Genomic DNA, 23,946 nt, shown 5'->3' on the forward strand with positions numbered 1-23,946 from the left:
AAGTGAGAGAATTAATTATAGATTAGACAAGGAGAAGAATGATGACGAAGAAGTTTAAAGTTATGACGATTTTTGGCACACGTCCGGAAGCAATCAAAATGGCACCTTTAGTGCTGGAACTGGAAAAGCATCCGGAACAAATTGAATCGGTTGTTACTGTAACGGCCCAGCATCGTCAAATGCTTGACCAAGTGCTGGAAACATTTAAAATTAAACCGGATTATGATTTAAATATTATGAAAGACCGTCAAACATTAGTGGATGTAGCGACAAATGCGCTTTTAGGACTGGACCGTGTAATGAAAGAAGCGAAGCCTGATATCGTGTTAGTACATGGTGACACGGCGACTACTTTTGTAGGAAGTCTGGCTGCTTTCTACAATCAAATTGCAATTGGCCATGTTGAAGCAGGGCTTCGTACAGGACAAAAATATTCACCTTATCCTGAAGAGATGAACCGTCAGTTAACAGGTGTAATGGCAGATCTGCATTTTTCCCCAACTGAGCAATCACGTGCAAACCTGCTAAAGGAAAACAAACCGGCAGAAGCCATTTTCGTAACGGGTAACACGGCTATTGATGCTTTAAAAACAACAGTAAGTGAACACTATACGCATCCGGTAATTGAAAAAATGGGTACAGACCGCATGATTTTATTAACAGCACACCGTCGTGAAAATCTAGGTGAGCCAATGCGTAATATGTTCCGTGCAATAATGCGTCTGTTGAGCGAGCATGAGGATGTTCAAGTTGTTTATCCAGTGCATATGAATCCGGCTGTTCGCGAAGTAGCCAATGAAATTTTAGGGGATAACCCGCGTGTTCATTTAATTGAACCGTTGGAAGTATTTGATTTCCACAATTTTGCTGCCCGCTCTTACATGATTTTAACGGATTCTGGCGGTGTGCAGGAAGAAGCGCCATCTTTAGGGAAGCCGGTGCTCGTATTACGTGATACGACAGAGCGTCCTGAAGGAATTGCTGCAGGTACTTTGAAGCTTGCGGGAACAGACGAAGAAGTTATTTACAAAATGGCAAAAGAATTGTTAATAAATGACGAAGCATATGAGGCGATGGCACATGCATCGAATCCATATGGAGATGGATATGCTTCTGAGCGTATTGTGGAAGCATTACTGCAATTTGCTCAAAAACAGTTAATAAAAGAAAATGAAACTGCCGAAAAAGTAGAAACGCGTTAATCCAAAATATTACTGAAATTTACTTAAAAATGAAATTGACAACAGGGGTAACATTTATCTCCTGTTGTCAAGCATTAAATTCGTTATTATTGCTAAAAAATTTTTTCTTGGATATGAAAAGTGTAACGTGATGGAAAAAACGCATGAAATAGCGAATTTTAGCGTTAGTGAAAAAATGCAAAAAATATTTATGCATAACTATACACAAATTTGTCAACAATTTGACAAGGAATGTATCTATGTGAAGTTTTTCACCATTACTAATTGACATCAAAAACCCCCTATTGTATGCTTACAAAGGGTAAGAATGATAAGAGTTTCGCCTAGTCAAAAGACGTTGAAACGCTTGTTATATCAAGTTTCTACTAGATTGACAGTTGAAACGAAACTCGTCAATTTGCAACGTTCTATGCGTCTGGATGAAGTCCGTTAAGATTAAGAGACAATTAGAAGTATGAAATGAATGCCCACTTTAGAATTGCTCTGTTGTGGAAATTATTTACTACTTGTAATGGCCTCTAATTTTGTAGTGCATTGACTACGTTTTAAATTCATTTAATGGTCGATGAACACTTTCTTTACTCGAAAAAAGTTTCAGGAGATTAACTGCCAATGCTAAATTTGCATCACGTTTTTGCAATGCAGAAGAAAGCGTTCTTTTTTTTGCTTGCTATTTGTACGTTAGGCTGGGGATTTTCGCCATATGATTCTATATTTGCTGGTATAGCCCTAGGTGCGTTCTTTGGTACGTATAATTTTTGGATTTTACTTCGACGTATGGAAAAATTTGACCGTTCCATTAGTGAAGGGACAAAAGTAGCATCTATCGGTACAGCGCTTCGCTTTGGATCAGGTGTTGCCGCAGTCGCAATCGCAATATCGTTGCCACAATATTTTCACTTAATAAGCACGGTCATTGGGCTGATGATTCCGTACATCTTTTTAGTAGTAGAAAGAGTAGTACATCATATAAAAAGCCACTAAGGTGCATTTGAAAGAGAGGTGAATGCAAAAATGGATCATACAGCTCCAGAGCTACATTTGGATTTAGGCTTTATGACGCTTACTTTCAACTTATCTACAGTACTAACTCTCTTAGTAGCTGCAATCATCGTATTTATTATCGCTTTTGTTTCAACACGTACACTTGCGTTAAAACCGACTGGTATGCAGAACTTCATGGAATGGATTATGGATTTCGTGAAAAATATTATTAAGAGCAACATGGACTGGAAAACTGGTGGACGTTTCCACATTCTTGGGATTACATTAATCATGTTCATTGCAGTGTCCAACTTACTTGGTTTACCAATGGGTGGTATTGCTTACGGCAGTGATTTATGGTGGAAATCACCAACAGCCGATCCAGTCGTAACAATGACATTAGCGTCGATGGTTCTAGTATTAACACAGTATTATGGTGTGAAAATGCAAGGTACAGGCGGTTATGCTAAAACGTTCTTCCAACCAATGTCATTTATGTTCCCGTTAAAAGTTATTGAAGAGTTTGCAAATACGCTAACTCTAGGTCTACGTCTTTACGGTAACATTTATGCCGGCGAGATTTTACTAACGTTACTAACTGGTTTAGCAGTTTCAAGTGCGTTTGGTTTCTTCGGTGCAATCGTACCAATGATGGCGTGGATGGGATTCTCGATCTTCATCGGGTTTATCCAAGCTTTCATTTTCACAATGTTAACGATGGTATACATGGCTCACAAAGTGAGTACAGACCATTAATTATAAGTTTCCGCATTCAAAGTAGTGCGGTGATTTGAACCAAAAAAAATTACAACATCCAAGGAGGATATTATCAAATGGTAGGTTCAGTAGGTTTATTAGCAGCAGCAATCGCAATCGGTTTAGCAGCACTAGGTGCAGGTATTGGTAACGGTTTAATCGTTTCAAAAACAGTAGAAGGTATCGCTCGTCAACCAGAAGCACGTGGCGCACTTCAAACTACAATGTTCATCGGGGTAGCGTTAGTAGAAGCATTACCGATCATCGCAGTAGTAATCGCATTCATCGTAATGAACCAATAGTCTTCATTAAGATTATTAAAATCCAGTGGCGAAGTAGACTTCTTTTGAAACCCTTCGCCATTCGTTTTGTGTAAATAAGATATACCCTTTTTTATTTAATATTAATTACGAACAAAAAGTATGACAAAATATAGATTTAATTCAAGCTCTTGAAGGGAGTGAAACAATCGTGTTTTTAGACTATCTTGCACTAGGTGCAGGCGCAACTGGACTCAACTTAGGTGATGCAATTGCGACGTTAGTGATTTTCTTAGGTTTAATGGCACTTCTTAAAAAGTTCGCTTGGGGTCCTTTAATGGGTATCATGCGCGAGCGTGAAGAGCTGGTTGCAAGCGGAATCGATGCAGCTGAAAAAGCTAAAAAAGAAACACAAGCACTATTAGAAGAACAAAAGAGCCTTCTTAAAGAAGCTCGCACAGAAGCGCAATCAATCATTGAGAACGCTAAAAAGCAAGGCGAAGCAACTCGCGAAGAAATCGTGGTAACTGCACGCGCTGAAGCGAACCGTCTAAAAGAATCTGCTGTTCGTGATATCGAAGCAGAAAGAGAAAAAGCAATCGCTGCTGTACGTGAAGAAGTAGTTTCATTATCAGTACTTGCTGCGTCTAAAGTTCTTGGGAAAGAAATTTCTGAAGCAGACAATAGCGCATTAATTAAAGAAACGATTGCGAAGGCAGGCGAAGCGAAATGAGTCAATCGACTGTAGCAAATCGCTATGCTCAAGCAATTTACGAATTAGCATTAAGCAACAACCTTCTTGCTGAAGTAGGTGCAGATTTACGTGAGATCAAAACAGTATTGGCTACGAACGAAGAGTTTATGGCTTTACTTACTGCTCCGAAAATTTCTACTGATCGTAAGAAAGAGCTTATCGCTCAAATTCTAACGGGTGCACAGCCAATCGTTGTAAACATGGTTCAATTCTTAATCGAAAAGAAACGTTTAAACGAATTAACTGCTGTAGCAGACCAATATCAAGCATTATCAGCTGCCGCACAAGGTACTGCAGATGCAAAAGTTTACTCAACGCGTGAATTAACGGATGGCGAACGTGCAGAAATTTCTGCTGCTTTCGGCAAGTTAGTCGGCAAAGGGCAACTTAACATTACAAACATTATCGATGCGTCATTAATTGGTGGCGTACGCGTTCAAATCGGCAACTATATTTTCGACAGCACTGTAGCGTCTAAGCTAGAGGACTTAAAACGAACATTAGTTGGCTAAATCTTAAGAAATGTGAGAGGTGAACATACATGGGCATCAAAGCTGAAGAAATCAGCAGTCTGATTAAACAGCAGATTGAAGGTTATCAATCGGAATTAAAAGTAAGCGAAGTAGGTACAGTTATCACTGTTGGTGACGGTATCGCTCGTGCTCATGGCCTCGACAACGCCATGGCTGGAGAGCTTTTAGAGTTCTCAAACGGTGTTATGGGTATGGCACAAAACCTAGAAGAAGGTAACGTTGGTATCGTAATTTTAGGAGACTACCTAGGCATCAAAGAAGGCGATGAGGTTCGTCGTACAGGTCGTATTATGGAAGTACCAGTTGGTGAAGCACTAATTGGCCGTGTTGTAAACCCACTTGGTATGCCAGTGGATGGATTAGGTCCAATCAACACAACAAAATCTCGTCCAATCGAAAGTCCAGCTTTCGGTGTAATGGCACGTAAATCAGTACATGAGCCATTACAAACAGGTATCAAAGCGATCGACGCTTTAGTACCAATCGGTCGTGGTCAACGTGAGTTAATCATCGGTGACCGTCAAGTTGGTAAAACATCTGTAGCGATCGATACAATCTTAAACCAACAAGGCGAAGATATGATCTGTATCTACGTTGCAATTGGTCAAAAAGAATCAACTGTACGTAACGTAGTTGAAACTTTCCGTAAGCACGGTGCATTAGATTACACAATCGTTGTAACGGCATCTGCATCACAACCAGCTCCATTACTATACCTTGCTCCTTTCGCAGGTGTATCTATGGCGGAAGAATTCATGTTAGATGGTAAGCACGTTTTAATCGTGTATGATGACTTAACAAAACAAGCATCAGCATACCGTGAACTTTCACTTCTTCTACGCCGTCCTCCAGGTCGTGAAGCTTACCCTGGTGACGTGTTCTACTTACACAGCCGTCTACTTGAGCGTGCTGCGAAGTTAAACGAAACATACAAAAACGGTTCGATTACAGCGCTTCCATTCGTAGAAACGCAAGCGGGCGATATCTCTGCATATATCCCAACAAACGTAATCTCAATCACAGATGGTCAAATCTTCTTACAATCTGACTTATTCAACTCTGGTGTACGTCCTGCGATCAACGCTGGTTTATCAGTATCACGTGTAGGTGGTTCTGCTCAAATCAAAGCGATGAAAAAAGTAGCGGGTACATTACGTCTTGACTTGGCAGCATTCCGTGAGTTAGAGTCATTCGCTCAGTTCGGATCTGACTTAGACGCAATCACACTTGCTAAATTAGAGCGTGGTAAACGTACAGTTGAAGTTTTAAAACAAGACTTAAACAAACCACTTAAAGTTGAAAAACAAGTTGCGATCCTTTATGCATTAACTAAAGGTCACTTAGATGATATTCCAGTACAAGACATCGTTCGTTTCGAAAACGAATTCTTAAGCTGGTTAGATACAAACCACACAAATGTTTTAGATCATGTTCGTACAACTAAAGAACTTGCTCCAGACGCAGAGTATGTTGAAGCTATCAATGCGTTCAAAAAGACTTTCGCTAAATCTGAGTAAGAATTGAACGGTTTTTCACGCACAATACTGTAGCGTGAAAAACTGGACAACTCTTTTTTAATAAGAGCTTGATAAAAATCTAAAGGTGGTGAAATACCAGTGGTAAACTTACGCGAAATTAAAGGTCGTATTAACTCTACAAAGTCAACGAAACAAATTACGAAAGCGATGCAGATGGTTTCTTCTTCAAAGTTACGTCGTGCAGAGCAAAACGCTAAGTCTTACGTTCCATACATGGAAAAAATCCAGGACGTAGTAGGCGCAATCGCAACAGGTACAAAAGACAGCGGACATCCAATGTTAACTTCTCGTCCTGTTAAGAAAACAGCTTACTTAGTCATCGGTTCTGACCGTGGTCTGGCAGGTGCTTACAACTCAAGCATCTTACGTCAAGTTCAAAGCACTATTGATAAACGTCACAAGTCTAAAGATGAGTACGTAGTTTTAGTAGTAGGTCGTGTTGTTCGTGATTACTTTGTAAAGCGTGGACACAATGTTATCGCAGATGTCGTTGCTCTACCAGACCAACCGTCATTTGCTGATATTAAAGAAATCGCTCGTAATGCTGTTGGTATGTTCATTGATGGTACGTATGATGAACTTTATATGTACTACAATCACTTCGTATCTGCAATTCAAAACGAAGTGACTATGAAAAAAGTTCTTCCTCTAACTGACATTGCACCTTCAACAAGCAATGCTTCTTATGAATTTGAGCCATCAGGCGAAGCCATTTTAGAAGTATTACTTCCACAATATGCGGAAAGCTTAATTTACGGCGCGATTTTAGACGGAAAAGCGAGTGAACATTCAGCGCGTATGACAGCAATGAAAAACGCTACAGACAATGCAAACGATCTTATTGCAGACCTTTCTCTACAATATAACCGTGCACGTCAAGCGGCGATTACACAAGAAATTACAGAAATCGTTGGTGGAGCTGCTGCCTTAGAATAGGGCGCGCTCACCAATGTCGTATAAGAATACGATAGGAGGGTACAAAGTAATGAACAAAGGACACGTTCTTCAAGTAATGGGTCCAGTAGTAGACGTAAAGTTTGCTAATGGTCAATTACCAGCAATTTATAACGCATTAACAGTTACAATTGAACGTCCTAACGAAGCTCCAACTACTCTAGCATTAGAAGTAGCGCTTCACTTAGGTGACGATTCTGTTCGTACGATTGCCATGTCATCTACTGACGGTTTACAACGTGGAGCAGAAGTAACAAACTCAGGAGCACCAATCTCAGTACCAGTTGGTGAAGCTACATTAGGTCGCGTATTTAACGTACTTGGTGAAGTTATCGACTTAGGTGAAGAAATTCCTGCTGAAGTTCGTCGTGATTCAATTCACCGCGAAGCTCCAACATTCGATGAATTATCAACTACTGTAGAAATCCTAGAAACAGGTATCAAAGTAGTAGACTTATTAGCACCATACATCAAAGGTGGTAAAATCGGTCTATTCGGTGGTGCCGGCGTAGGTAAAACAGTATTAATCCAAGAATTAATCAACAACATCGCACAAGAGCACGCAGGTATTTCTGTATTCGCAGGTGTAGGTGAGCGTACTCGTGAGGGTAACGACTTATTCTTCGAAATGACAGATTCAGGCGTAATCAAACAAACAGCGATGGTATTCGGTCAAATGAATGAGCCACCAGGAGCACGTATGCGCGTGGCTTTAACTGGTTTAACAATGGCTGAGTTCTTCCGTGATGAACAAGGTGCAGACGTACTTTTATTCATCGACAACATTTTCCGTTTCACACAAGCAGGTTCTGAGGTTTCTGCCCTATTAGGTCGTATGCCTTCAGCGGTAGGTTACCAACCAACACTTGCTACAGAAATGGGTAAATTACAAGAGCGTATCACATCTACTACTAAAGGTTCTGTAACTTCGATCCAAGCGATTTACGTACCAGCCGATGACTATACTGACCCGGCTCCGGCTACAACTTTCGCCCACTTAGATGCTACAACTAACCTTGAGCGTAAATTATCTGAAATGGGTATCTATCCAGCGGTAGACCCACTAGCTTCAACTTCTCGTGCATTATCACCAGAAATCGTTGGACCAGAACATTACGCAATCGCTACTGGTGTTCAACGTACAATCCAACGTTACCGTGAACTACAAGATATCATTGCTATCTTAGGTATGGATGAGCTAGGTGACGAAGATAAGAAAACAGTTGAACGTGCTCGTCGTATCCAGTTCTTCTTATCTCAAAACTTCCACGTAGCAGAGCAATTCACTGGTCAAAAAGGTTCTTATGTACCTGTAAAAGAAACTGTTCGTTCATTCAAGGAAATCCTTGATGGCAAATGGGATCACTTACCAGAAGATGCTTTCCGTCTAGTTGGTTCTATTGACGAAGTAGTAGCGAAAGCTAAAGAAATGGGCGTACAAGTCTAATTAGCTGACGAGGAGGAAAAAATATGAAGACAGTTACAGTCAATATTGTCACTCCCGACGGCTCAGTATACGATTCAGAAGTAACGATGGTAATCGCTAAAACGACTTCAGGTGAAATTGGTGTCTTAGCTGGCCATATTCCTATGGTTGCTCCACTAACAATTGGTTCTGTGAAGCTTAAAAAAGCAGATGGCACTACAGATGTCGCAGCGGTTAGCGGTGGTTTCATTGAAGTTCGCCCTGAAAAAATCTCGATTTTAGCTCCTTCTGCAGAAGTTGCTTCTTCGATCGATATTGCCCGTGCTAAAGAAGCTTTAGCTCGTGCTGAAGGTCGCCTTCAAAAGAAACAAGATGACATCGATTTCACACGCGCGGAATTATCTTTAAAACGTGCGATGAATCGTATCAATGTTCATGAGGGTAATATCTAATGTTTTACAAGCGGGCAGATTCTTTCTGCCTGCTTTTTTTATAGACGGACAATTAGGGTATAAACAGTCTGTAACAAGTTTCGTCATCATCTTGGATAAGGTGTTTAAAGGAGTGAGGAAAATGGATTTATATGTCGAGGCTGGCCAACAAGCAATCGTTAATGTGTTAGCATATATTATATTTATAGGAATTGCTCTTTATACATTACAAGGACTAAGAATCGAACAATTATTTAAAAAAGGAAAAACTTTTCAAATTCAGCTCTTTTATATTTTGACGAGTATTGTAATCGGTTCAGTAGTAGCGGATTTCTTTTTAAACTTTTTGAGCTGGTCACAAACAATTCCCTATATTTTTAGTTGAAACAGGAAATAGCTGCAGTTTTATTTCTTGTAAAGGGGAATAAACGTTTGTTTTCCACTACAAGAAATAAAAATTTCCTAGGAAATATTTGAGGTTTGTAAGGTTACATGATTTGGGTAGTTATTTTTAAGGAAGATACTTTAATGTAAAAATTTGTCTATTCACACTAAATAGTTGCGCTGCGTATTATAATTTAATAGCCTTTTCAAACAAATTAGATTAAAATAGTAATTTGGGTGCTTGAATTACAGCCCCAATAAATGTAGTATATTTTTGTGTGTAAATTGAGTCAAATGAAGTTTAAAATAATTTAAGTTTAATTGAACTTATTCCTTTATTATATGAGAATTGAATTCGGAGGGACGAATTGTGGAGAGAATTATTGTTACTGGGGGTCAGACGCTAAAAGGCACAGTACGCGTTGAAGGCGCAAAAAATGCTGTATTACCGATTTTAGCTGCTTCTCTATTAGCTTCTAAAGATAAAAATATGATTAAAGATGTACCAAACTTAGCAGATGTCGGTACGATTGGTGAAGTGTTAAAAAGTTTAAATGCGATTGTCGAATATGATGTCGAGAAAAATGAAATGATGATTGATGCCTCTATGAAGCTATCAAGTGAAGCGCAATTTGAATTTGTAAGTAAAATGCGTGCATCCATTTTAGTAATGGGTTCACTATTGGCACGTAATGGCTATGCACGTGTAGCATTACCAGGCGGCTGTGCAATTGGATCTCGTCCAATCGAACTTCATTTAAAAGGCTTCGAAGCTATGGGTGCAGAGATTTCCTTTGGACATGGTTATGTAGAAGCAAAAGTAAAAGGTGAACTAAAAGGCGCAGAAATCTATTTAGACTTCCCGAGTGTTGGGGCTACTGAAAATATTATGACAGCAGCATCTCTTGCAAAAGGGACGACAATTATTGAAAATGCAGCAAAAGAGCCTGAAATAGTAGATTTGGCAAACTTTATTAACGCAATGGGTGGCCGTGTCATTGGTGCCGGTACTGATACAATTCGTATCGAAGGCGTTAAAGAATTAAAAGGTTGCGAACATTATATTATTCCAGACCGCATTGAAGCAGGCACATTTATGGTAGCGGCGGCAATTACCCGCGGAGATGTATTGATTGAAAACGCTGTACCAGAGCATATGACAGCACTAACTGCAAAAATGCGTGAAATGGGCGTAGAAGTTATTGAAGAAGATGAAGGCATCCGTGTGCGCGCAAATGACCCATTAAAAGCGGTTGATATTAAAACGATGCCACACCCAGGTTTCCCTACTGATATGCAATCACAAATGATGGCATTAATGTTAACGGCAAACGGAACGAGTATCATTACAGAAACAGTTTTCGAAAATCGTTTTATGCATGTTGAAGAATTCCGTCGCATGAATGCAGACGCAAAGATCGAAGGGCGTTCTGTATTTATCGAAGGTGGCAAAAAACTTCAAGGTGCGGAAGTGTCAGCAACAGATTTACGTGCAGCAGCAGCACTAATTTTAACCGGCCTCGTATCAGAAGGCGTAACACGTGTTACTAAGTTACACCATTTAGATCGCGGCTATGTGGATTTCCACAAAAAACTAGCTTCTCTAGGTGCAATGATCGAGCGCATCGATTCAGAAGAAGAAGTGTTACAAGAAATCGTTGTAACAGTTTAATAGCTAGATTCATATAAACATATAAAGCATTCAGGAAGCGAGATGTGGGCTTTCGGGATGCTTTTTTGGTTTTGTAAGGGAAGTATGGGGGTTGGAGAGTTTGGAAATTAGAAAGTTTTTGTGAGAAAGTAGAATGGAATGCAGGGAAGTAGAACAGATCGCTTTGAATGTAGAATGATTACAGGGAAAAGTAGAAAAACTCGATTCAAAAGTAGAAACTGTCGCTATTAAAGTAGAACGACTACAGGCAAATGTAGAACGATCCCGCTCATAAGTAGAAAGTGAGAGGGGGATTAGACAGTCCCAGAGAGAAAGTGGAACAGTTCATCGAGAAAGTAGAACAACTCTGCTCAAAAGTAAACCTCGCCGCTATTAAAGTAGAACCAACGCACCTCTCTCACCCTAAAATCCCTCCATAACTCCCATTCTACAAAAACTAGAAATTCTCTCTCCAAAATGAACTCATATTCTTCTTGCAGGCTCATATACTGTCTCATGAAAAAAATTATCATTTATTTTATCATTGGTGTCCTATTGTTTTTAGTCCCGTTCACTTTAAAGTCTAAGAAACAAACCTCCATTCCTGAACAAACGGAATCTACTTCTTGTCCTTTATTTATTAAAGTAAATAATACTACAGTTCCAATTGAAGACTACTTAATTGGTGTAATTGCAGGGGAAATGCCGGCAAGTTTTCATATGGAAGCATTAAAAGCCCAGGCGATTGCCTCCCGAACCTATGTATTGAAGCAGACCAATTATGGAAAAAAGCCGATTCTCACAACGACAGCACACCAAGTTTACAACGATCAGGAATTGCGAGAAGAAAAATGGAAAACCACTTTTGCGGAAAATGAAGAAAAAATTACAGAAGCCGTCAATCAAACCGCCAACCAAATTCTTACCTATAATGATGAATTGATTACAGCCATGTTTCATGCATCATCCTTTCAATATACCGAATCCGCGGAAAACTATAGCGGAAATCCCATTCCCTACTTAACAGCAACCACTTCGCGGGAACAGTTAAATCAAGAACAGACAACGTATACATTTGAAGAGTTAAATAAAAAACTTAAACAGAACTTTTCGAGAGCCCAGCTTCAAAACGCAAAACTGAAGCGAAACAACACGAACCGCATTGAGCAAATTACCATCCATAAAAAAAAATGGACGGGCAGAGAACTGCGCACACTTTTAAACTTACGCTCCACGAATTTTACATGGGAACCGACAGCGACCGGTATAACGATTAAAACGTATGGATACGGGCATGGGGTAGGGATGAGTCAGTATGGGGCAGACGCGATGGCACAGGGCGGTTTAACGGCGGAAGATATCCTTTCTCATTACTATCCATCGACAACTTTAAAATCGATAAATTATTGTAAAAAATAATGTTTAACTTTCCAATTTCTTGTACACACTTCCATTTGAGGTGATGAATATGAGAGAAGTTAAACAAAAGCCTTCTCAGAAACCAGTTATGCAAAGACGGTGGTTTTGGCCGGCTGTATACGGTGGTATGGCAGTAATGATTGTGGCCGTTATTTTTAGTTTTAATGCATTGTATGAAAGTCAGAATGAGCAGGAATTAATGGAAGAAGTTTCTGCACCAGCCGACCAGTCGATCGTTCCAACAACAGCGACTGTTTCGGAAACTTTGAAGTATCCATTCAAAGAAGAATACTTAAATGAAGTAACAATTTTGCAGGACTTTTATGACGTATCCAAAGATGAAGCAACACGCGAAAACTCATTGCTTGTATTTAATCAAGTATTCACAACATCTACAGGGGTCTCTATCGCAATTAACAGCGAGCCTTTTGAAGTTGTTGCTGCAATGAGCGGTGAAGTGACTGAAGTGAAAATGGATGCATTTACAGGCAACAGCATTACAGTTACACATCCAAATGGTATGCAAACACGCTATAACTCCGTGGCAGATATCCTTGTAAAACAAGGCGATCAAGTTTCACAAGGCGATCAGCTTGCTACTTCACAAGAAAATGAATGGAATCCAAACATTGGCGTTCATTTACACTTTGAAGTAATGGAAGATGGTGTACTGGTGGATCCGAACAAATATTTATCCTTTTGATTATTTAGGAAAATGGATGAATTCGGATACATTTTTAGTAAGTTAACGACGAATCCTGCAATCTACTCCGAATAATTAAGAGCCTGCTCACATAAGGTGAAATATTAAGAAGCAAGGCTCTTTAGATTAGAAGTGGAGAGGGAGAGGACGTGCACGAACATATTCGGCAACGCTGCGTTCGTTTGGGTGAACTGTTGGTAGAGACAGGTGAAACCGTGCGTGCACTCGCGAAAATGACGGGATTCTCTAAAAGTACTGTACACAAAGATTTGACAGAGCGGCTAAAACAAGTGAATGAACCACTTGCGCTACAAGTACAACAAGTTTTAACCTATAACAAATCGATTCGCCATTTACGCGGTGGTGAAGCAACACGTAAAAAGTGGATTACAAAGCAACAAGAAAAAAGCATTTAGTCTGTTATTATAACAACTAAATGCTTTTTTTCGTGATTATCACTTTAGATTTTTACCATTTTAAACCATTATAAAGGAAAATCCTTCCCACAATATTGATGTAATTCAACACTGTATATGATAAAATAACTAAGATAGACATATATAGAATCGTATACATGTTCAAATGGGCGGAAGGAGAATAATGAAACATGTTTTCTAAAGATATTGGGATTGATTTGGGGACTGCTAACGTGCTGATTCATTTAAAAGGTAAAGGAATAGTTTTGAATGAGCCATCTGTAGTAGCAATAGATAAAAAGACAAATAAAGTATTGGCAGTCGGTGAAGAGGCACGTCAAATGGTGGGACGTACACCGGGAAATATTATTGCGATTCGTCCATTAAAGGATGGCGTAATTGCGGATTTTGATGTAACAGAAGCGATGTTAAAACATTTTATCAATAAATTGGACGTTAAAGGTTTCTTATCGAAGCCCCGCATTTTAATTTGCTGTCCGACAAATATTACATCGGTAGAACAAAAAGCGATTCGTGAAGCAGCTGAAAAATCGGGCGGCAAAAAAGTTTATTTGGAAGAAGAGCCTAAAGTGGCAGCAATCGGCGCAGGTATGGATATTTTCCAGCCAAGCGGTAATATGGTCGTTGATATCGGTGGAGGTACAACGGATGTTGCAGTATTATCAATGGGCGATATCGTAACAAGCGAATCGATTAAAGTTGCCGGGGATGTATTCGATAATGACATATTGCAATACATAAAGAAAGAATACAAGCTGTTGATCGGTGAACGTACAGCAGAAAATATTAAAACAACAATTGGTACAGTATTCCCTGGCGGACGCGATGATACTATGGATATTCGCGGTCGTGATATGGTAACGGGCTTACCAAGAACAATCGAAATTAATTCAGAAGAGATTGAGCACGCATTGCGTGAATCGGTTAGCATGATTGTACAGGCAGCAAAAGACGTACTGGAAAAAACACCACCTGAATTATCAGCCGACATCATTGATCGAGGCGTTATTTTAACAGGTGGGGGTGCGTTACTGCATGGCATTGATCAGCTGTTAATCGAAGAGCTGAAAGTACCTGTATTTGTGGCGGAAAACCCAATGGACTGTGTGGCAGTTGGAACTGGAATTATGCTGGATAATATTGATCGCGCGGTAAATAAATAAATTATATTACTTATAATTATCATTTTTTTGCCGATAAATGATAAATACGGCATAATTAGAGGTGAATTGAGTGTTTAAAGGTTTTTATACAGTAGCTACAGGAATGGTTGCACAACAACGTAAAACTGAAATTTTAACGAATAATATGGCCAATGCCAATACACCTGGCTTTAAATCAGATCAAACGACCATTCGTTCTTTTCCGGATATGTTGATGTCGGCAGTGAATTCGACAAACATTCCAACGGAGAACGGGTTTGCAATAAGAAATCTTAATCCGGTTGGCGCGGTAAATGCGGGTGTTTATTTACAGGAAACAATGACAAACCAAGCGCAAGGCCAGATTTATTCAACTGGTTTAAATACAGATATCGCACTGATCAATAGCTCGATGCCTACTGACGAAGCTTCAGGAAATTCGGGACAAATTTTCTTCCGTTTGGAAAATGAATCCGGAACCGAGAGCTATACACGTAACGGGAATTTCACGCTGGACGGGCAGGGCAATCTAGTAAACCCCCAAGGACTATTTGTATTGGATGCGAATGGGGAACGTATGCAGTTTGATAACGACAATATTCGCATCAGTTCGGATGGGGCGATTTTTGACGAAAATGATGTACAGGTGGGCACGTTAGGTGTCGCATTTTCAGCAAACCCGGATGTACTTGTGAAGCGTGATAATGGGTTGTTCAATACATTGGATGGCGTCGATCTACCATCTGCCTATGGACAGGCTAATGTACAATTTTCGATGCAGCAGCAATATTTAGAAGGATCCAATGTTGATGCCTCTAAAGCAATGACAGATCTATTAACTGCATACCGAGCATTTGAAGCAAACCAAAAAGTGCTACAGGCATACGATAAGAGTATGGAAAAAGCGGTTAATGAAATTGGACGAGTTAATTAAATAATTGCATTTGTATGATTATAAACGAGTTGATTGAAATGATGAGAAGGCGACTCCACCGTGGAAAGCGCCCAGATCGGAATGGAAATCAACTCATTCATATAGCGATTATTTTCATTAGCTGTCGAATTTTCGTATAATTAAGGAGGTGCGGGAAATGTTACGTACAATGGTGAGTGCGACAAATACATTATCTCAACTACAGCATCAGTTAGACACAATTAGTACAAATATCGCAAACAGTAATACAACAGGCTATAAAGCACAGCAGGCAAATTTTACGGAAATGCTGTATCAACAGTTTAATAACGATGAATTAGACCGCACTGTCCGTGATACACCTGTAGGCATTCGTTATGGTGTCGGTGCACAAATCGGGTTAATCCAATCGAATCAGACACAAGGTTCACTGCAAGTAACAGACCGCGATTTAGACTTTGCCTTAACAACAAAGAACCAATATTTTAATGTGTTAATGCAAAATCCGGAAGGCGATGTGCGAACTGCATACACTCGTAACGGCAGCTTTTATGTAACACAGACCGAACCGGGTATTCTTTCACTCGTTAATAGCGATGGATACCAAGTAGCAGATGCAAATGGACAGTCAATTACATTCCCGGATAATGTGACAGGTTTTACGATGGATTCAGACGGTTCGTTAGTGGCAAGCTATGAAAATGGCACTCCGCTAAAGTTCCAGCTTGGAATTTCTGAACTGCAAAAACCAAATGTAATGGAAAAACTGCAGGGCGGGACATATATTGGGTTACCGGAAAATCTTGATGCACTAGGCTTCACGCAAGCACAGGTACTGACAGATCTGCAAGGTGCCAATCGTCAAGTGGGCATTCAAAAAGGTGCACTTGAAATGTCGAATGTAGACGTTTCAAAAGAGATGACAAATTTAATTCAAGCACAGCGTTCATATCAATTTAATACACGTGCGATTACAATTGCAGACCAAATGCTTGGGTTAATTAACGGTATTCGCTAGACGTGCGACATTGTTAAGGGAGAAGTTTTATGACGAATGAGTTAGATAGACAGATTGAGCAAAAGGAGCCTGCAGCCAAAAAGACGAGACGTCGTATAAAGAACGTTTCGGAGCCGCCAACGGAACAGCCTGTTGGTAAGGTTCGGCTTCGACTGATTCCGATCTGGCTACGTATTATAATCGTAATTTTATTATTTTTAGTAGCCGTAATTGTAGGACTGGTTATTGGCTACAGCGTTATAGGGGACGGCGCAGCATTCGATGTTTTAAAATGGGAAACATGGCAGCATCTTCTCGATATTATAAATGGTAAAGAGTAGAGGGATTGTCGGGAAAGCCATTTCCGAACAGTCCCTTTACAGCTAGGACGCAAAAAATTTACTTTTTTGTTTGAAATTGGAGCGAAAAACGGGCTGAAATTCCAGCCTCTTTCTCCAATTTTTTCATTGCTTTACCAGAACATACATAAAAATAAACGATTATCTACATAATATTATAGAGGAAACAAGGGGGATTTTTTCATGTTAAACGCAGAGCAAATTCAAAATATTTTACCACATCGCTATCCATTTTTATTAGTTGATCGCATTCTTGAAATCGAAGAAGGAAAGCGCGCACTTGGATTGAAAAATGTATCGATTAACGAAGAATTTTTTAATGGGCATTTTCCTGGCTACCCAGTAATGCCAGGTGTTCTAATTGTCGAGGCACTTGCGCAAGTAGGTGGTGTGGCATTACTAAACGCACCTGAATATAAAGGGCGTCTTGTATTTTTGACAGGGATTGATAATTGCCGTTTCAAGCGTCAAGTCGTACCGGGCGATCAGCTGAAACTTGAAGTGGAATTTTTGAAATTACGCGGACAAATGGGGAAAGGCCGTGCTACTGCGACAGTAGATGGCGAACTAGTTTGTGAGTGCGAGATTCTATTTGCAATTGGACCTGAACAGCCAAAATAAGGCGATTTGCAATTGGAACTCAAAGATTATAAAATATAAAGGTTGAAGAAAATCTTTAACTTCTTTAAGCAGAAGTCTCCCAATGAGATAGGATAGGTGTGGGACGATTGCCAGTGTTCACCTTTTATAGGTTTTCATTTGCCTGTAAACAATGAGCGAAGTTTGGCTTTAAACGTAGGAGGTTTTAAAATAGATGTATAAACAACTGTCTTCAGGCGTAAAAATTAGTATTACACGATCAATATCGACGTCGTTTGAAGCTTATTTAGCAAGCATTGGTTGGGATGAAGAAAAATTTTCGATGGAAGACTATATGGCAAGCTGGCAGACTTACTTTAAAGAAAATGCCGCTTGGATCGATAAAATACCGGCAGACATTTTACTTAGCCCTGAATTTCATGAAGAAATTGCTAAGAAAATGGATGAGGTCATTGCTAAAATTTTAAGTGAAGAGCCAACAGAAAAGCAAAAGCAGGAAATTGCGGAATTACAGAAACAATTAGGTACAAATTACAAATTCGACTGTAAAGCAGAAGCCGCTTATGTTGAACAGCTCTTAAAAGATAAATTAAAATAACCACACGTTTTTGTAGGATAGATCCTTCTTTTCCCGGGCACTATATGTACGATCACACGAAGTGATCGACTCATGATTGCATATGGGAAAGGAGGGAATTTTTTATGCGAAAATCAGCACTACTTGTAGCACTTTCGCTTGGTTCACTGTTATTTCTCTCAGCGTGTAATACAAATGACAACGCTGGAGATGACAATCTAGGAAACGATGTCAAAAACGGTGTTAACGATGTAATGGATGACACACGTGACGTTATTGATGACACGGTAGATACAGTTGATCCAGACACAGATGGACGTAGCGGTCAAAACGACATGAACGGACAAACAAATGAGAGCACGATTGACAACAATCCCAACTCAAATGTCCCGAATGGTTCAAGCGGACCAAATGGTGATAATGGCGCAACTGCACCAGGAGCTCCATCCGTAAACCAAGAAGATATCATTGAAGACCGTGCAGATCGTAAGGATAAAGACGAAGTGGATAACCACTAGTCCAAAGAAGGAATCAGTGTTCACTTACGGTGGGCACTGGTTTTTTTGTTGTGGAGAGGCGAGCGAAATGAAATAATCCTCAAATTTAATGGATGAAGACGGGCAGAAGAATTTATTCCTCACTTGAGCCAGGATAATCCTCACTTAGTTGTGTTTAATCCTCAAAACAGGGTAGATAATCCCCACTTAGTAAGTGATAATCCTCATTTCAGATTAATTAATCCTCAAATTAAAATATAATCCTCAATTCATAAATAAAAGTAGAATCGACTTTATTCTGTTTTCTTTTTGGACCAGGATAAAATGTTCTCCGGAATAATATAATACGTGCCTTTCTTAGCGCCATGCTGTTCGAAACCTAACCTTGATAAAATATTCGAACAGACTTTTATATTTGTCATTCCGAAAAACTCGCGAAATTGTCGGTTAGAAATTTTTTCACCAAGTAAGATTCGGTAATGATAGAGTGTTTCAAAGACGACATCACGACTTTTAGCCTTACAAACGTTACATGTAAACGACCCGTAATGATAAAACATTACATGTTTATAATCACACCATCTACAAAGAACGCCTTTCCTTAATCTATTTGAACTGATGGTGCGGCGAGGGGGAAGGGCCTGATAAAGATGTTTCAGTTTAGCGACAATCATATTTATATTTGCACTGGATTTTGCAGTATTGAGATAGAGGTTTTCTTTGGAACGCCGCTAATATGAAAAATCGGAAAATTCTCCAATGACTCGTCTAAAACAGCTTGCTGGTTTGCGATTGCGAGCGAAAAATACACGGGGATAGTGATCTGCCATTTTTGCAAACATTGTTCCAAAAATAGCTGATGCCGGTAAACTTGATCAAGGGGGTTTCGGAAGTTTTCGCGTTTATCGTTGTGGATGCGGTAAAATTCATGCTGCGCGGATTTGTAAAATAAAACGCCGGACAGCAGTTTTACTTCAAAAATTACTATAAAAAATGGCGTCACTAAAATAGCATCCATCTGATGGGAATAGCCCTTTTCATTCATGCATTCAAAATTATAGAAAATATGATGGTCCGTTTTAAAGAAATAATCGGAAAGAGTTTGCTTCAACTTTATCTCTCCTGCAAATCCAGCCTCCAAGCGTTGAAACTCTTGCTGGATAGCACGTGCATCCATGTCAGTGGGCAAAATCCTCTTAGCTAAAACTTCTGTGTAAAGATGATGCTTTGATTTCTGCACAAACTTCACCTCCACCTTGAATATACGATGCGTGGTGAGGCTTGACAAATACCTTCAAAAAGATGAATTTACAAAGAATGCTGAACCAAATTACTCTTTTTAAATCAACCTACATCCCAAAATTCCACTTTCCGCGCTATTCACCATTTTTCTTCAATGAAGGTCGATTGCGCATCCCCTGATCAAATGCCTCAAGCAGTTCATCATTCCGTAACCCTTCTTCAAGGAGCTCTGCCAATAATAGTTCGGCATATTTTTTACGCTGAGCTTTCAAACGGCCTTTTATAAGCACTGATATTTTATCGCCCACTTTTGTAATCGAATGTACGACACATGCAAATGGGGCAGGTTCATTGTCCGGCAACGAAATGATGGCACGCGCATCCAGTACTTCGCCGGATGTAACAAAGTTTTGAAAAAAATCGTAATATGTATCTGCTGTAAACAATTCTAAAATCCACATTTTATGGCTATTTTCCTGATTAATAATAATGCCGTCTGTTAAAGGAATTTCTTTTATTTCATCATTTACTAATAAATCAAAAGCAAGCATTTTAAAGGTTTTCACTTATAAATCCCTCCTCAGTTTTCTTATGTAAAAGTATAACATACAAAAAATGTGAAACTGCCAATTTCAGCAATTTGTAATTTCACCTACAAGTCTATTTACATCAGCATTCTCATTAACTCGAATGAAATACCATATAGGCGAAAAAGTAATTTTGAAACAATATTTTAGCCAAAAAATTCAAATTCACGTTTTGCCAGAAATAGCAGGGTTCGGCTATGCTTTAGTTAATTTCCGAAAGAAAGGAGGTCAATGAATGAATCATGTTGGGCTTGTAGGGCGAACGACGAAAGATATGGAGCTCAGGCACTTATCTGAAGGAAGGGTTCGGGCATACTTTATCATTGCTGCTAACCGTCCTTTCAAAAATAGTGAAGGAAAGGTAGATGCGGACTTTGTGCAATGTGTGGCATGGGGGAGGACCGCTGAGTTAATGGCAAAATACTGCGGGAAAGGCTCACTCATCGGGATTAAAGGACGCTTGCAATCAAGATCATATGTCAATCGTGAAAATCAGAAAGTATACACGATGGAAGTGCAAACAGAAGATGTACAGTTTTATTCATTAAAAGCCCCTGGTGAAGCAGAAAAGTTCCAAACACCGTCCCCGATTCCCGAAGATTTCGTGCTTCCAGAACAAGAAACCAAACTCGTACACCAGCCGTAATCTTTTTCCTCTCCGATAAAATAATATTTCTCAGGAGGTGAAGCGCCATAATCTGCTGTTTGACCGCGCAGTAGTAACCATTCTTTCTCACAATCCAATACCAACTGAATAAAGTAGTGAAGTAAGCATAAAAAGAGTCTACTTCATGGCGTAAAAGTAGACTCTTTTCACATTATTTTATATTGCCCGTATCCAAAATGAGTAAATCCATCAGTTCCGAATCATCCAGTTCAGTCAACCATTTACTTGATTGAATTAATTCTTCGGACAATGCGGATTTCATTGCGATCATTTTATCGATTTTTTCTTCAATCGTTCCAATTGTCACAAACTTATGCACTTGCACAAATTGTGTTTGTCCGATACGGTATGCCCGGTCTGTCGCCTGATTTTCGACTGCCGGATTCCACCAGCGATCGGCATGGAGTACATGTGTAGCTGCTGTTAAATTAAGGCCTGTTCCGCCAGCTTTAAGCGACAGTAAAAACACAGGGAACTCGCCAGCCTGGAACTGATCGACTAAATTGTCGCGCTGATTTTTCGGCATACTACCTGTTAAAAACGGAACTTCAACATTATAAAGCTCTGTTAAACAATGCTGAATTAAATTACCCATTCCGATGTACTGTGTAAAAATTAAGCATTGTTCGCCATTATCGATAATTTCCTTCGTCATTTCAATAATACGCTTTAGCTTTACAGAACGAGAAACCATCGTATTGGCATCTTCAAAAGGTTCTTTTAAAAACAGGGCAGGGTGGTTGCACAGCTGTTTTAATTTATTAAGCATTTTTAAAATACGTCCCTTTTTCTCGAAGCCAGTGAGCTCTTCAAGTGTCGCTAAAGTATCTTGAATATAGCCTTCATAATGTGCTGCCTGCTCAGGGGTAAGTGCACAAAATTCAAGGGATTCCTGCTTGTCAGGCAAATTCAGCTGAAGCTCGGGATCACGTTTTGATCGACGCAGAAGGAACGGACGGATTTTCATACGTAAAACACGTTTATGGGATTCAGACTCTTCCCGTTCAATTGGTGTAATAAAGTTTTCGGTAAATCTTGTAAAGCTACCTAAATAGCCTTTATGAATAAAATCAAAAATGGCCCACAGCTCGGAAAGACGGTTTTCAACAGGTGTACCTGTTAACGCAATATGATGCTCGCCTTTTAATTTCCGGATTGCACGGGATTGCAATGTTTGCATATTTTTTATATTTTGTGCCTCATCCAAAGCAACTGTTGCCCAGTCTATAAGCTGTAAGTCATCTGCATCCTGAGTGACCGTACCATATGTGGAAAGAATGACATGCGGACGCTGTGTTGCGATATAGCTTGTCAAGTCATCACCTTTTAAACGTCGTGGCCCGTAATGTGTATATACTTCCAAGTCGGGAGCGAAACGAGTAAGCTCTTTTTGCCAGTTGCCGACAACCGATGTCGGGCACACAATCAATGTCGGTTTATCAATTTGCAGAACGGAAACGGTATGGAGCATATACGTAATAAGCTGAACGGTTTTACCAAGTCCCATATCATCTGCCAGACAGGCACCGAATTTTTGGTCACGCATGAAAACAAGCCATTCAAAGCCTTCCTGTTGGTATGGACGCAGCTCAGCATGAAGCTTGGCTGGTACAGCTACTTTTGGCAAACCTTTTTTATTTTGCAGTTGATCAATATAATCCTGCAGTGATTGTTGCATCTCAAATGCAAATAACGGGTCGTCGCGCTCAGCATCATCTTCTGTATCATCTTCAATAGGTGCAGTTAATGTTTCAGGCAACTCACGGAACAGTAAATCGCGTACTGTCCAATTTTCTTCTTTTGCCTGATCCATCAGTTCACGCATTTCATTGAGCCATTCTGCATCAATACGGAACCATTCCGTGCCAATACGGACAAATTCACGTTTTTCAGCAACGAGTTTCTGGAAGGCTTCTGCGGAAATTTCTTCGCCATTCATCGAGAACTGCCATTTGAATGTCAAAATATCGTCCAGCCCTGCTACACTGCGGGCCGATTGGTTATTGGCAGTGACACGTACACGCATTTTCGATTGACGGAGTTCCTTAAGCCAAGCCGGTAAAATCACATCAAAGCCTAAAGCCTGTAATTTAGTAAGTTCGAGACGTAAAAATTCACGTACTTCCTGATCATTGAATTGTGTATGAATAAACTGAGCACTTTCAGCATTTAATTGAATTAAATCAACTATTTGATTTTGCAGCTCTTCAATGTCATTAGCAATTGCACTCCACTTTTTCGGCAGTGCATCCAAGATCGGCAGTTTCAGTTTTGACGAAGCAGGTGTCCAATGTTTTGCGGCATTTGGACTAATAAGCACCGTTTCCAACAGCCAGTTTTCTTCATTTTCTTCTGGCTCGCTTAAACGCAGTGCTACCTTTACACCGTCAAATACATGAGAAGTTTGCATCGGCCAGCCGCCATTTTGGAAAAATGGAATCAGTGCAAGCGTATCTTCTTTAGAAAGTCCGGCATCCATCAGTTTTTGTTCAACTGCATGTTGCAATAGGTCATTGGAAAATGTAAAGCCTTCTTCTGTTACAGTTGCCTGCTGCCAAAGCTTTGGGTCATTCCAGAGCGGCAATGTTGTCTGGATTGCTTGAAAGTGATTAACGGTTTCATCATCATATGCAGCAAAATCCAAGAAAGGGTGACGGTATGCTGGTGACAGAACGTCAAGCAAATGAGATGCCGATATGATTAAATCACGCTCTTCCAATGAAGTGTGCAGCCCGTAAAAACTTTGCTCAAATTTAAAAAAGAGAGAAGGAATCCAATTGGCTGTCGGTAAAATTAAATCATTTTTATTATACGCAGTAGCGCGGAAGTAACCGGGACGCAGCTCTGAAAGCTTTATGCGAAAGACTTGTAGAAAGGGTAGCTTCGTATTAAATAAATATTGCATTGTATCGTTGCGCAATAAACGCAATGTC

27 protein-coding genes are annotated in these 23,946 nt (G+C 39.8%); 23 read left to right on the forward strand and 4 right to left on the reverse strand.

Annotation, left to right across the window (positions count from 1 at the left end):
- Window positions 1–41: 41 nt before the first annotated feature.
- From wecB to MHH44_RS03825, 22 genes are all read left to right on the forward strand, one after another.
- Complete coding sequence (gene wecB, locus MHH44_RS03720; RefSeq protein ID WP_340797837.1) at window positions 42–1,202, forward strand: non-hydrolyzing UDP-N-acetylglucosamine 2-epimerase; 1,161 nt, start codon at window positions 42–44, stop codon at window positions 1,200–1,202.
- 612 nt (window positions 1,203–1,814) lie between these two features.
- Window positions 1,815–2,186, forward strand: coding sequence for an ATP synthase subunit I (locus tag MHH44_RS03725; RefSeq protein ID WP_065216611.1), 372 nt, complete (start codon window positions 1,815–1,817; stop codon window positions 2,184–2,186).
- 30 nt (window positions 2,187–2,216) lie between these two features.
- Window positions 2,217–2,942, forward strand: coding sequence for a F0F1 ATP synthase subunit A (gene atpB / locus MHH44_RS03730; protein WP_008404452.1), 726 nt, complete (start codon window positions 2,217–2,219; stop codon window positions 2,940–2,942).
- A gap of 77 nt (window positions 2,943–3,019) precedes the next feature.
- Window positions 3,020–3,244: a F0F1 ATP synthase subunit C gene (gene atpE, locus MHH44_RS03735; protein ID WP_008404451.1), complete on the forward strand. Its 225-nt coding sequence runs from the start codon at window positions 3,020–3,022 to the stop codon at window positions 3,242–3,244.
- Window positions 3,245–3,413: 169 nt separating this feature from the next.
- Window positions 3,414–3,935 carry a F0F1 ATP synthase subunit B gene (atpF, locus tag MHH44_RS03740; protein WP_008404450.1) on the forward strand — a complete coding sequence of 174 codons (522 nt, stop codon included), beginning with the start codon at window positions 3,414–3,416 and terminating at the stop codon, window positions 3,933–3,935.
- Window positions 3,932–4,468 (forward strand): F0F1 ATP synthase subunit delta, encoded by a 537-nt coding sequence (locus tag MHH44_RS03745; protein WP_008404449.1) that lies wholly within the window; start codon window positions 3,932–3,934, stop codon window positions 4,466–4,468. Before atpF ends, MHH44_RS03745 begins: the two co-directional genes overlap by 4 nt.
- Window positions 4,469–4,497: 29 nt before the next feature.
- Entirely contained in the window at window positions 4,498–6,006 is a 1,509-nt protein-coding gene (gene atpA, locus MHH44_RS03750; protein WP_008404448.1) for a F0F1 ATP synthase subunit alpha, read from the forward strand.
- Between the two features lie 99 nt (window positions 6,007–6,105).
- Entirely contained in the window at window positions 6,106–6,963 is an 858-nt protein-coding gene (atpG, locus tag MHH44_RS03755; protein ID WP_008404447.1) for an ATP synthase F1 subunit gamma, read from the forward strand.
- A 49-nt stretch (window positions 6,964–7,012) separates the two neighbouring features.
- The gene (atpD, locus tag MHH44_RS03760) at window positions 7,013–8,428 is read left to right on the forward strand and encodes a F0F1 ATP synthase subunit beta (protein WP_008404446.1); all 1,416 of its coding nucleotides are present in this window, start codon (window positions 7,013–7,015) and stop codon (window positions 8,426–8,428) included.
- A gap of 23 nt (window positions 8,429–8,451) precedes the next feature.
- Window positions 8,452–8,859, forward strand: coding sequence for a F0F1 ATP synthase subunit epsilon (locus MHH44_RS03765; protein WP_008404445.1), 408 nt, complete (start codon window positions 8,452–8,454; stop codon window positions 8,857–8,859).
- Window positions 8,860–8,980: 121 nt separating this feature from the next.
- The gene (locus MHH44_RS03770) at window positions 8,981–9,223 is read left to right on the forward strand and encodes a DUF1146 family protein (RefSeq protein WP_008404444.1); all 243 of its coding nucleotides are present in this window, start codon (window positions 8,981–8,983) and stop codon (window positions 9,221–9,223) included.
- A 369-nt stretch (window positions 9,224–9,592) separates the two neighbouring features.
- Window positions 9,593–10,894, forward strand: coding sequence for a UDP-N-acetylglucosamine 1-carboxyvinyltransferase (murA, locus tag MHH44_RS03775; protein ID WP_008404441.1), 1,302 nt, complete (start codon window positions 9,593–9,595; stop codon window positions 10,892–10,894).
- Window positions 10,895–11,389: 495 nt separating this feature from the next.
- Window positions 11,390–12,292: a stage II sporulation protein D gene (gene spoIID / locus MHH44_RS03780; RefSeq protein WP_340797838.1), complete on the forward strand. Its 903-nt coding sequence runs from the start codon at window positions 11,390–11,392 to the stop codon at window positions 12,290–12,292.
- A gap of 49 nt (window positions 12,293–12,341) precedes the next feature.
- Window positions 12,342–12,995, forward strand: a complete 654-nt coding sequence (locus MHH44_RS03785) for a M23 family metallopeptidase (RefSeq protein WP_008404438.1) — start codon at window positions 12,342–12,344, stop codon at window positions 12,993–12,995.
- 149 nt (window positions 12,996–13,144) lie between these two features.
- A complete protein-coding gene (locus MHH44_RS03790) occupies window positions 13,145–13,411 on the forward strand; it encodes a sporulation transcriptional regulator SpoIIID (protein WP_008404436.1) in 267 nt (88 codons plus the stop codon).
- A 191-nt stretch (window positions 13,412–13,602) separates the two neighbouring features.
- On the forward strand, window positions 13,603–14,595 hold the full coding sequence (locus MHH44_RS03795) for a rod shape-determining protein (protein ID WP_008404433.1): 993 nt from the start codon (window positions 13,603–13,605) through the stop codon (window positions 14,593–14,595).
- 70 nt (window positions 14,596–14,665) lie between these two features.
- The gene (locus MHH44_RS03800) at window positions 14,666–15,508 is read left to right on the forward strand and encodes a flagellar hook-basal body protein (RefSeq protein ID WP_340797839.1); all 843 of its coding nucleotides are present in this window, start codon (window positions 14,666–14,668) and stop codon (window positions 15,506–15,508) included.
- A gap of 157 nt (window positions 15,509–15,665) precedes the next feature.
- Entirely contained in the window at window positions 15,666–16,505 is an 840-nt protein-coding gene (locus tag MHH44_RS03805) for a flagellar hook-basal body protein (RefSeq protein ID WP_340797840.1), read from the forward strand.
- Between the two features lie 29 nt (window positions 16,506–16,534).
- Entirely contained in the window at window positions 16,535–16,825 is a 291-nt protein-coding gene (locus MHH44_RS03810) for a DNA-directed RNA polymerase subunit beta (RefSeq protein ID WP_065216606.1), read from the forward strand.
- Between the two features lie 201 nt (window positions 16,826–17,026).
- Window positions 17,027–17,464: a 3-hydroxyacyl-ACP dehydratase FabZ gene (fabZ, locus tag MHH44_RS03815; protein WP_008404426.1), complete on the forward strand. Its 438-nt coding sequence runs from the start codon at window positions 17,027–17,029 to the stop codon at window positions 17,462–17,464.
- Window positions 17,465–17,657: 193 nt separating this feature from the next.
- Window positions 17,658–18,041, forward strand: coding sequence for a hypothetical protein (locus MHH44_RS03820; RefSeq protein ID WP_008404424.1), 384 nt, complete (start codon window positions 17,658–17,660; stop codon window positions 18,039–18,041).
- A gap of 104 nt (window positions 18,042–18,145) precedes the next feature.
- Window positions 18,146–18,538, forward strand: a complete 393-nt coding sequence (locus MHH44_RS03825; protein ID WP_340797841.1) for a hypothetical protein — start codon at window positions 18,146–18,148, stop codon at window positions 18,536–18,538.
- A gap of 272 nt (window positions 18,539–18,810) precedes the next feature.
- Here MHH44_RS03825 and MHH44_RS03830 read toward each other — a convergent pair whose 3' ends face one another.
- The 3 genes from MHH44_RS03830 to MHH44_RS03840 all read right to left on the reverse strand — a co-directional run bounded on the left by MHH44_RS03830 (window position 18,811) and on the right by MHH44_RS03840 (window position 20,325).
- The gene (locus MHH44_RS03830; RefSeq protein WP_340797842.1) at window positions 18,811–18,939 is read right to left on the reverse strand and encodes a hypothetical protein; all 129 of its coding nucleotides are present in this window, start codon (window positions 18,937–18,939) and stop codon (window positions 18,811–18,813) included.
- Between the two features lie 254 nt (window positions 18,940–19,193).
- Window positions 19,194–19,757 (reverse strand): nuclease-related domain-containing protein, encoded by a 564-nt coding sequence (locus tag MHH44_RS03835; RefSeq protein ID WP_340797843.1) that lies wholly within the window; start codon window positions 19,755–19,757, stop codon window positions 19,194–19,196.
- Between the two features lie 136 nt (window positions 19,758–19,893).
- Window positions 19,894–20,325, reverse strand: coding sequence for a YwpF family protein (locus tag MHH44_RS03840; protein WP_008404418.1), 432 nt, complete (start codon window positions 20,323–20,325; stop codon window positions 19,894–19,896).
- 256 nt (window positions 20,326–20,581) lie between these two features.
- Here MHH44_RS03840 and MHH44_RS03845 point away from each other — a divergent pair, with 256 nt between their 5' ends.
- Window positions 20,582–20,992, forward strand: coding sequence for a single-stranded DNA-binding protein (locus MHH44_RS03845; RefSeq protein ID WP_340797844.1), 411 nt, complete (start codon window positions 20,582–20,584; stop codon window positions 20,990–20,992).
- Window positions 20,993–21,164: 172 nt separating this feature from the next.
- On the opposite strand, the gene MHH44_RS03850 is transcribed toward MHH44_RS03845, so the two are convergent.
- On the reverse strand, window positions 21,165–23,942 hold the full coding sequence (locus tag MHH44_RS03850) for a DEAD/DEAH box helicase (protein ID WP_340797845.1): 2,778 nt from the start codon (window positions 23,940–23,942) through the stop codon (window positions 21,165–21,167).
- Between the last annotated feature and the right edge of the window lie 4 nt (window positions 23,943–23,946).

The sequence above is a fragment of the Solibacillus sp. FSL K6-1126 genome (assembly GCF_038003445.1).
GTDB lineage: Bacteria > Bacillota > Bacilli > Bacillales_A > Planococcaceae > Solibacillus > Solibacillus silvestris.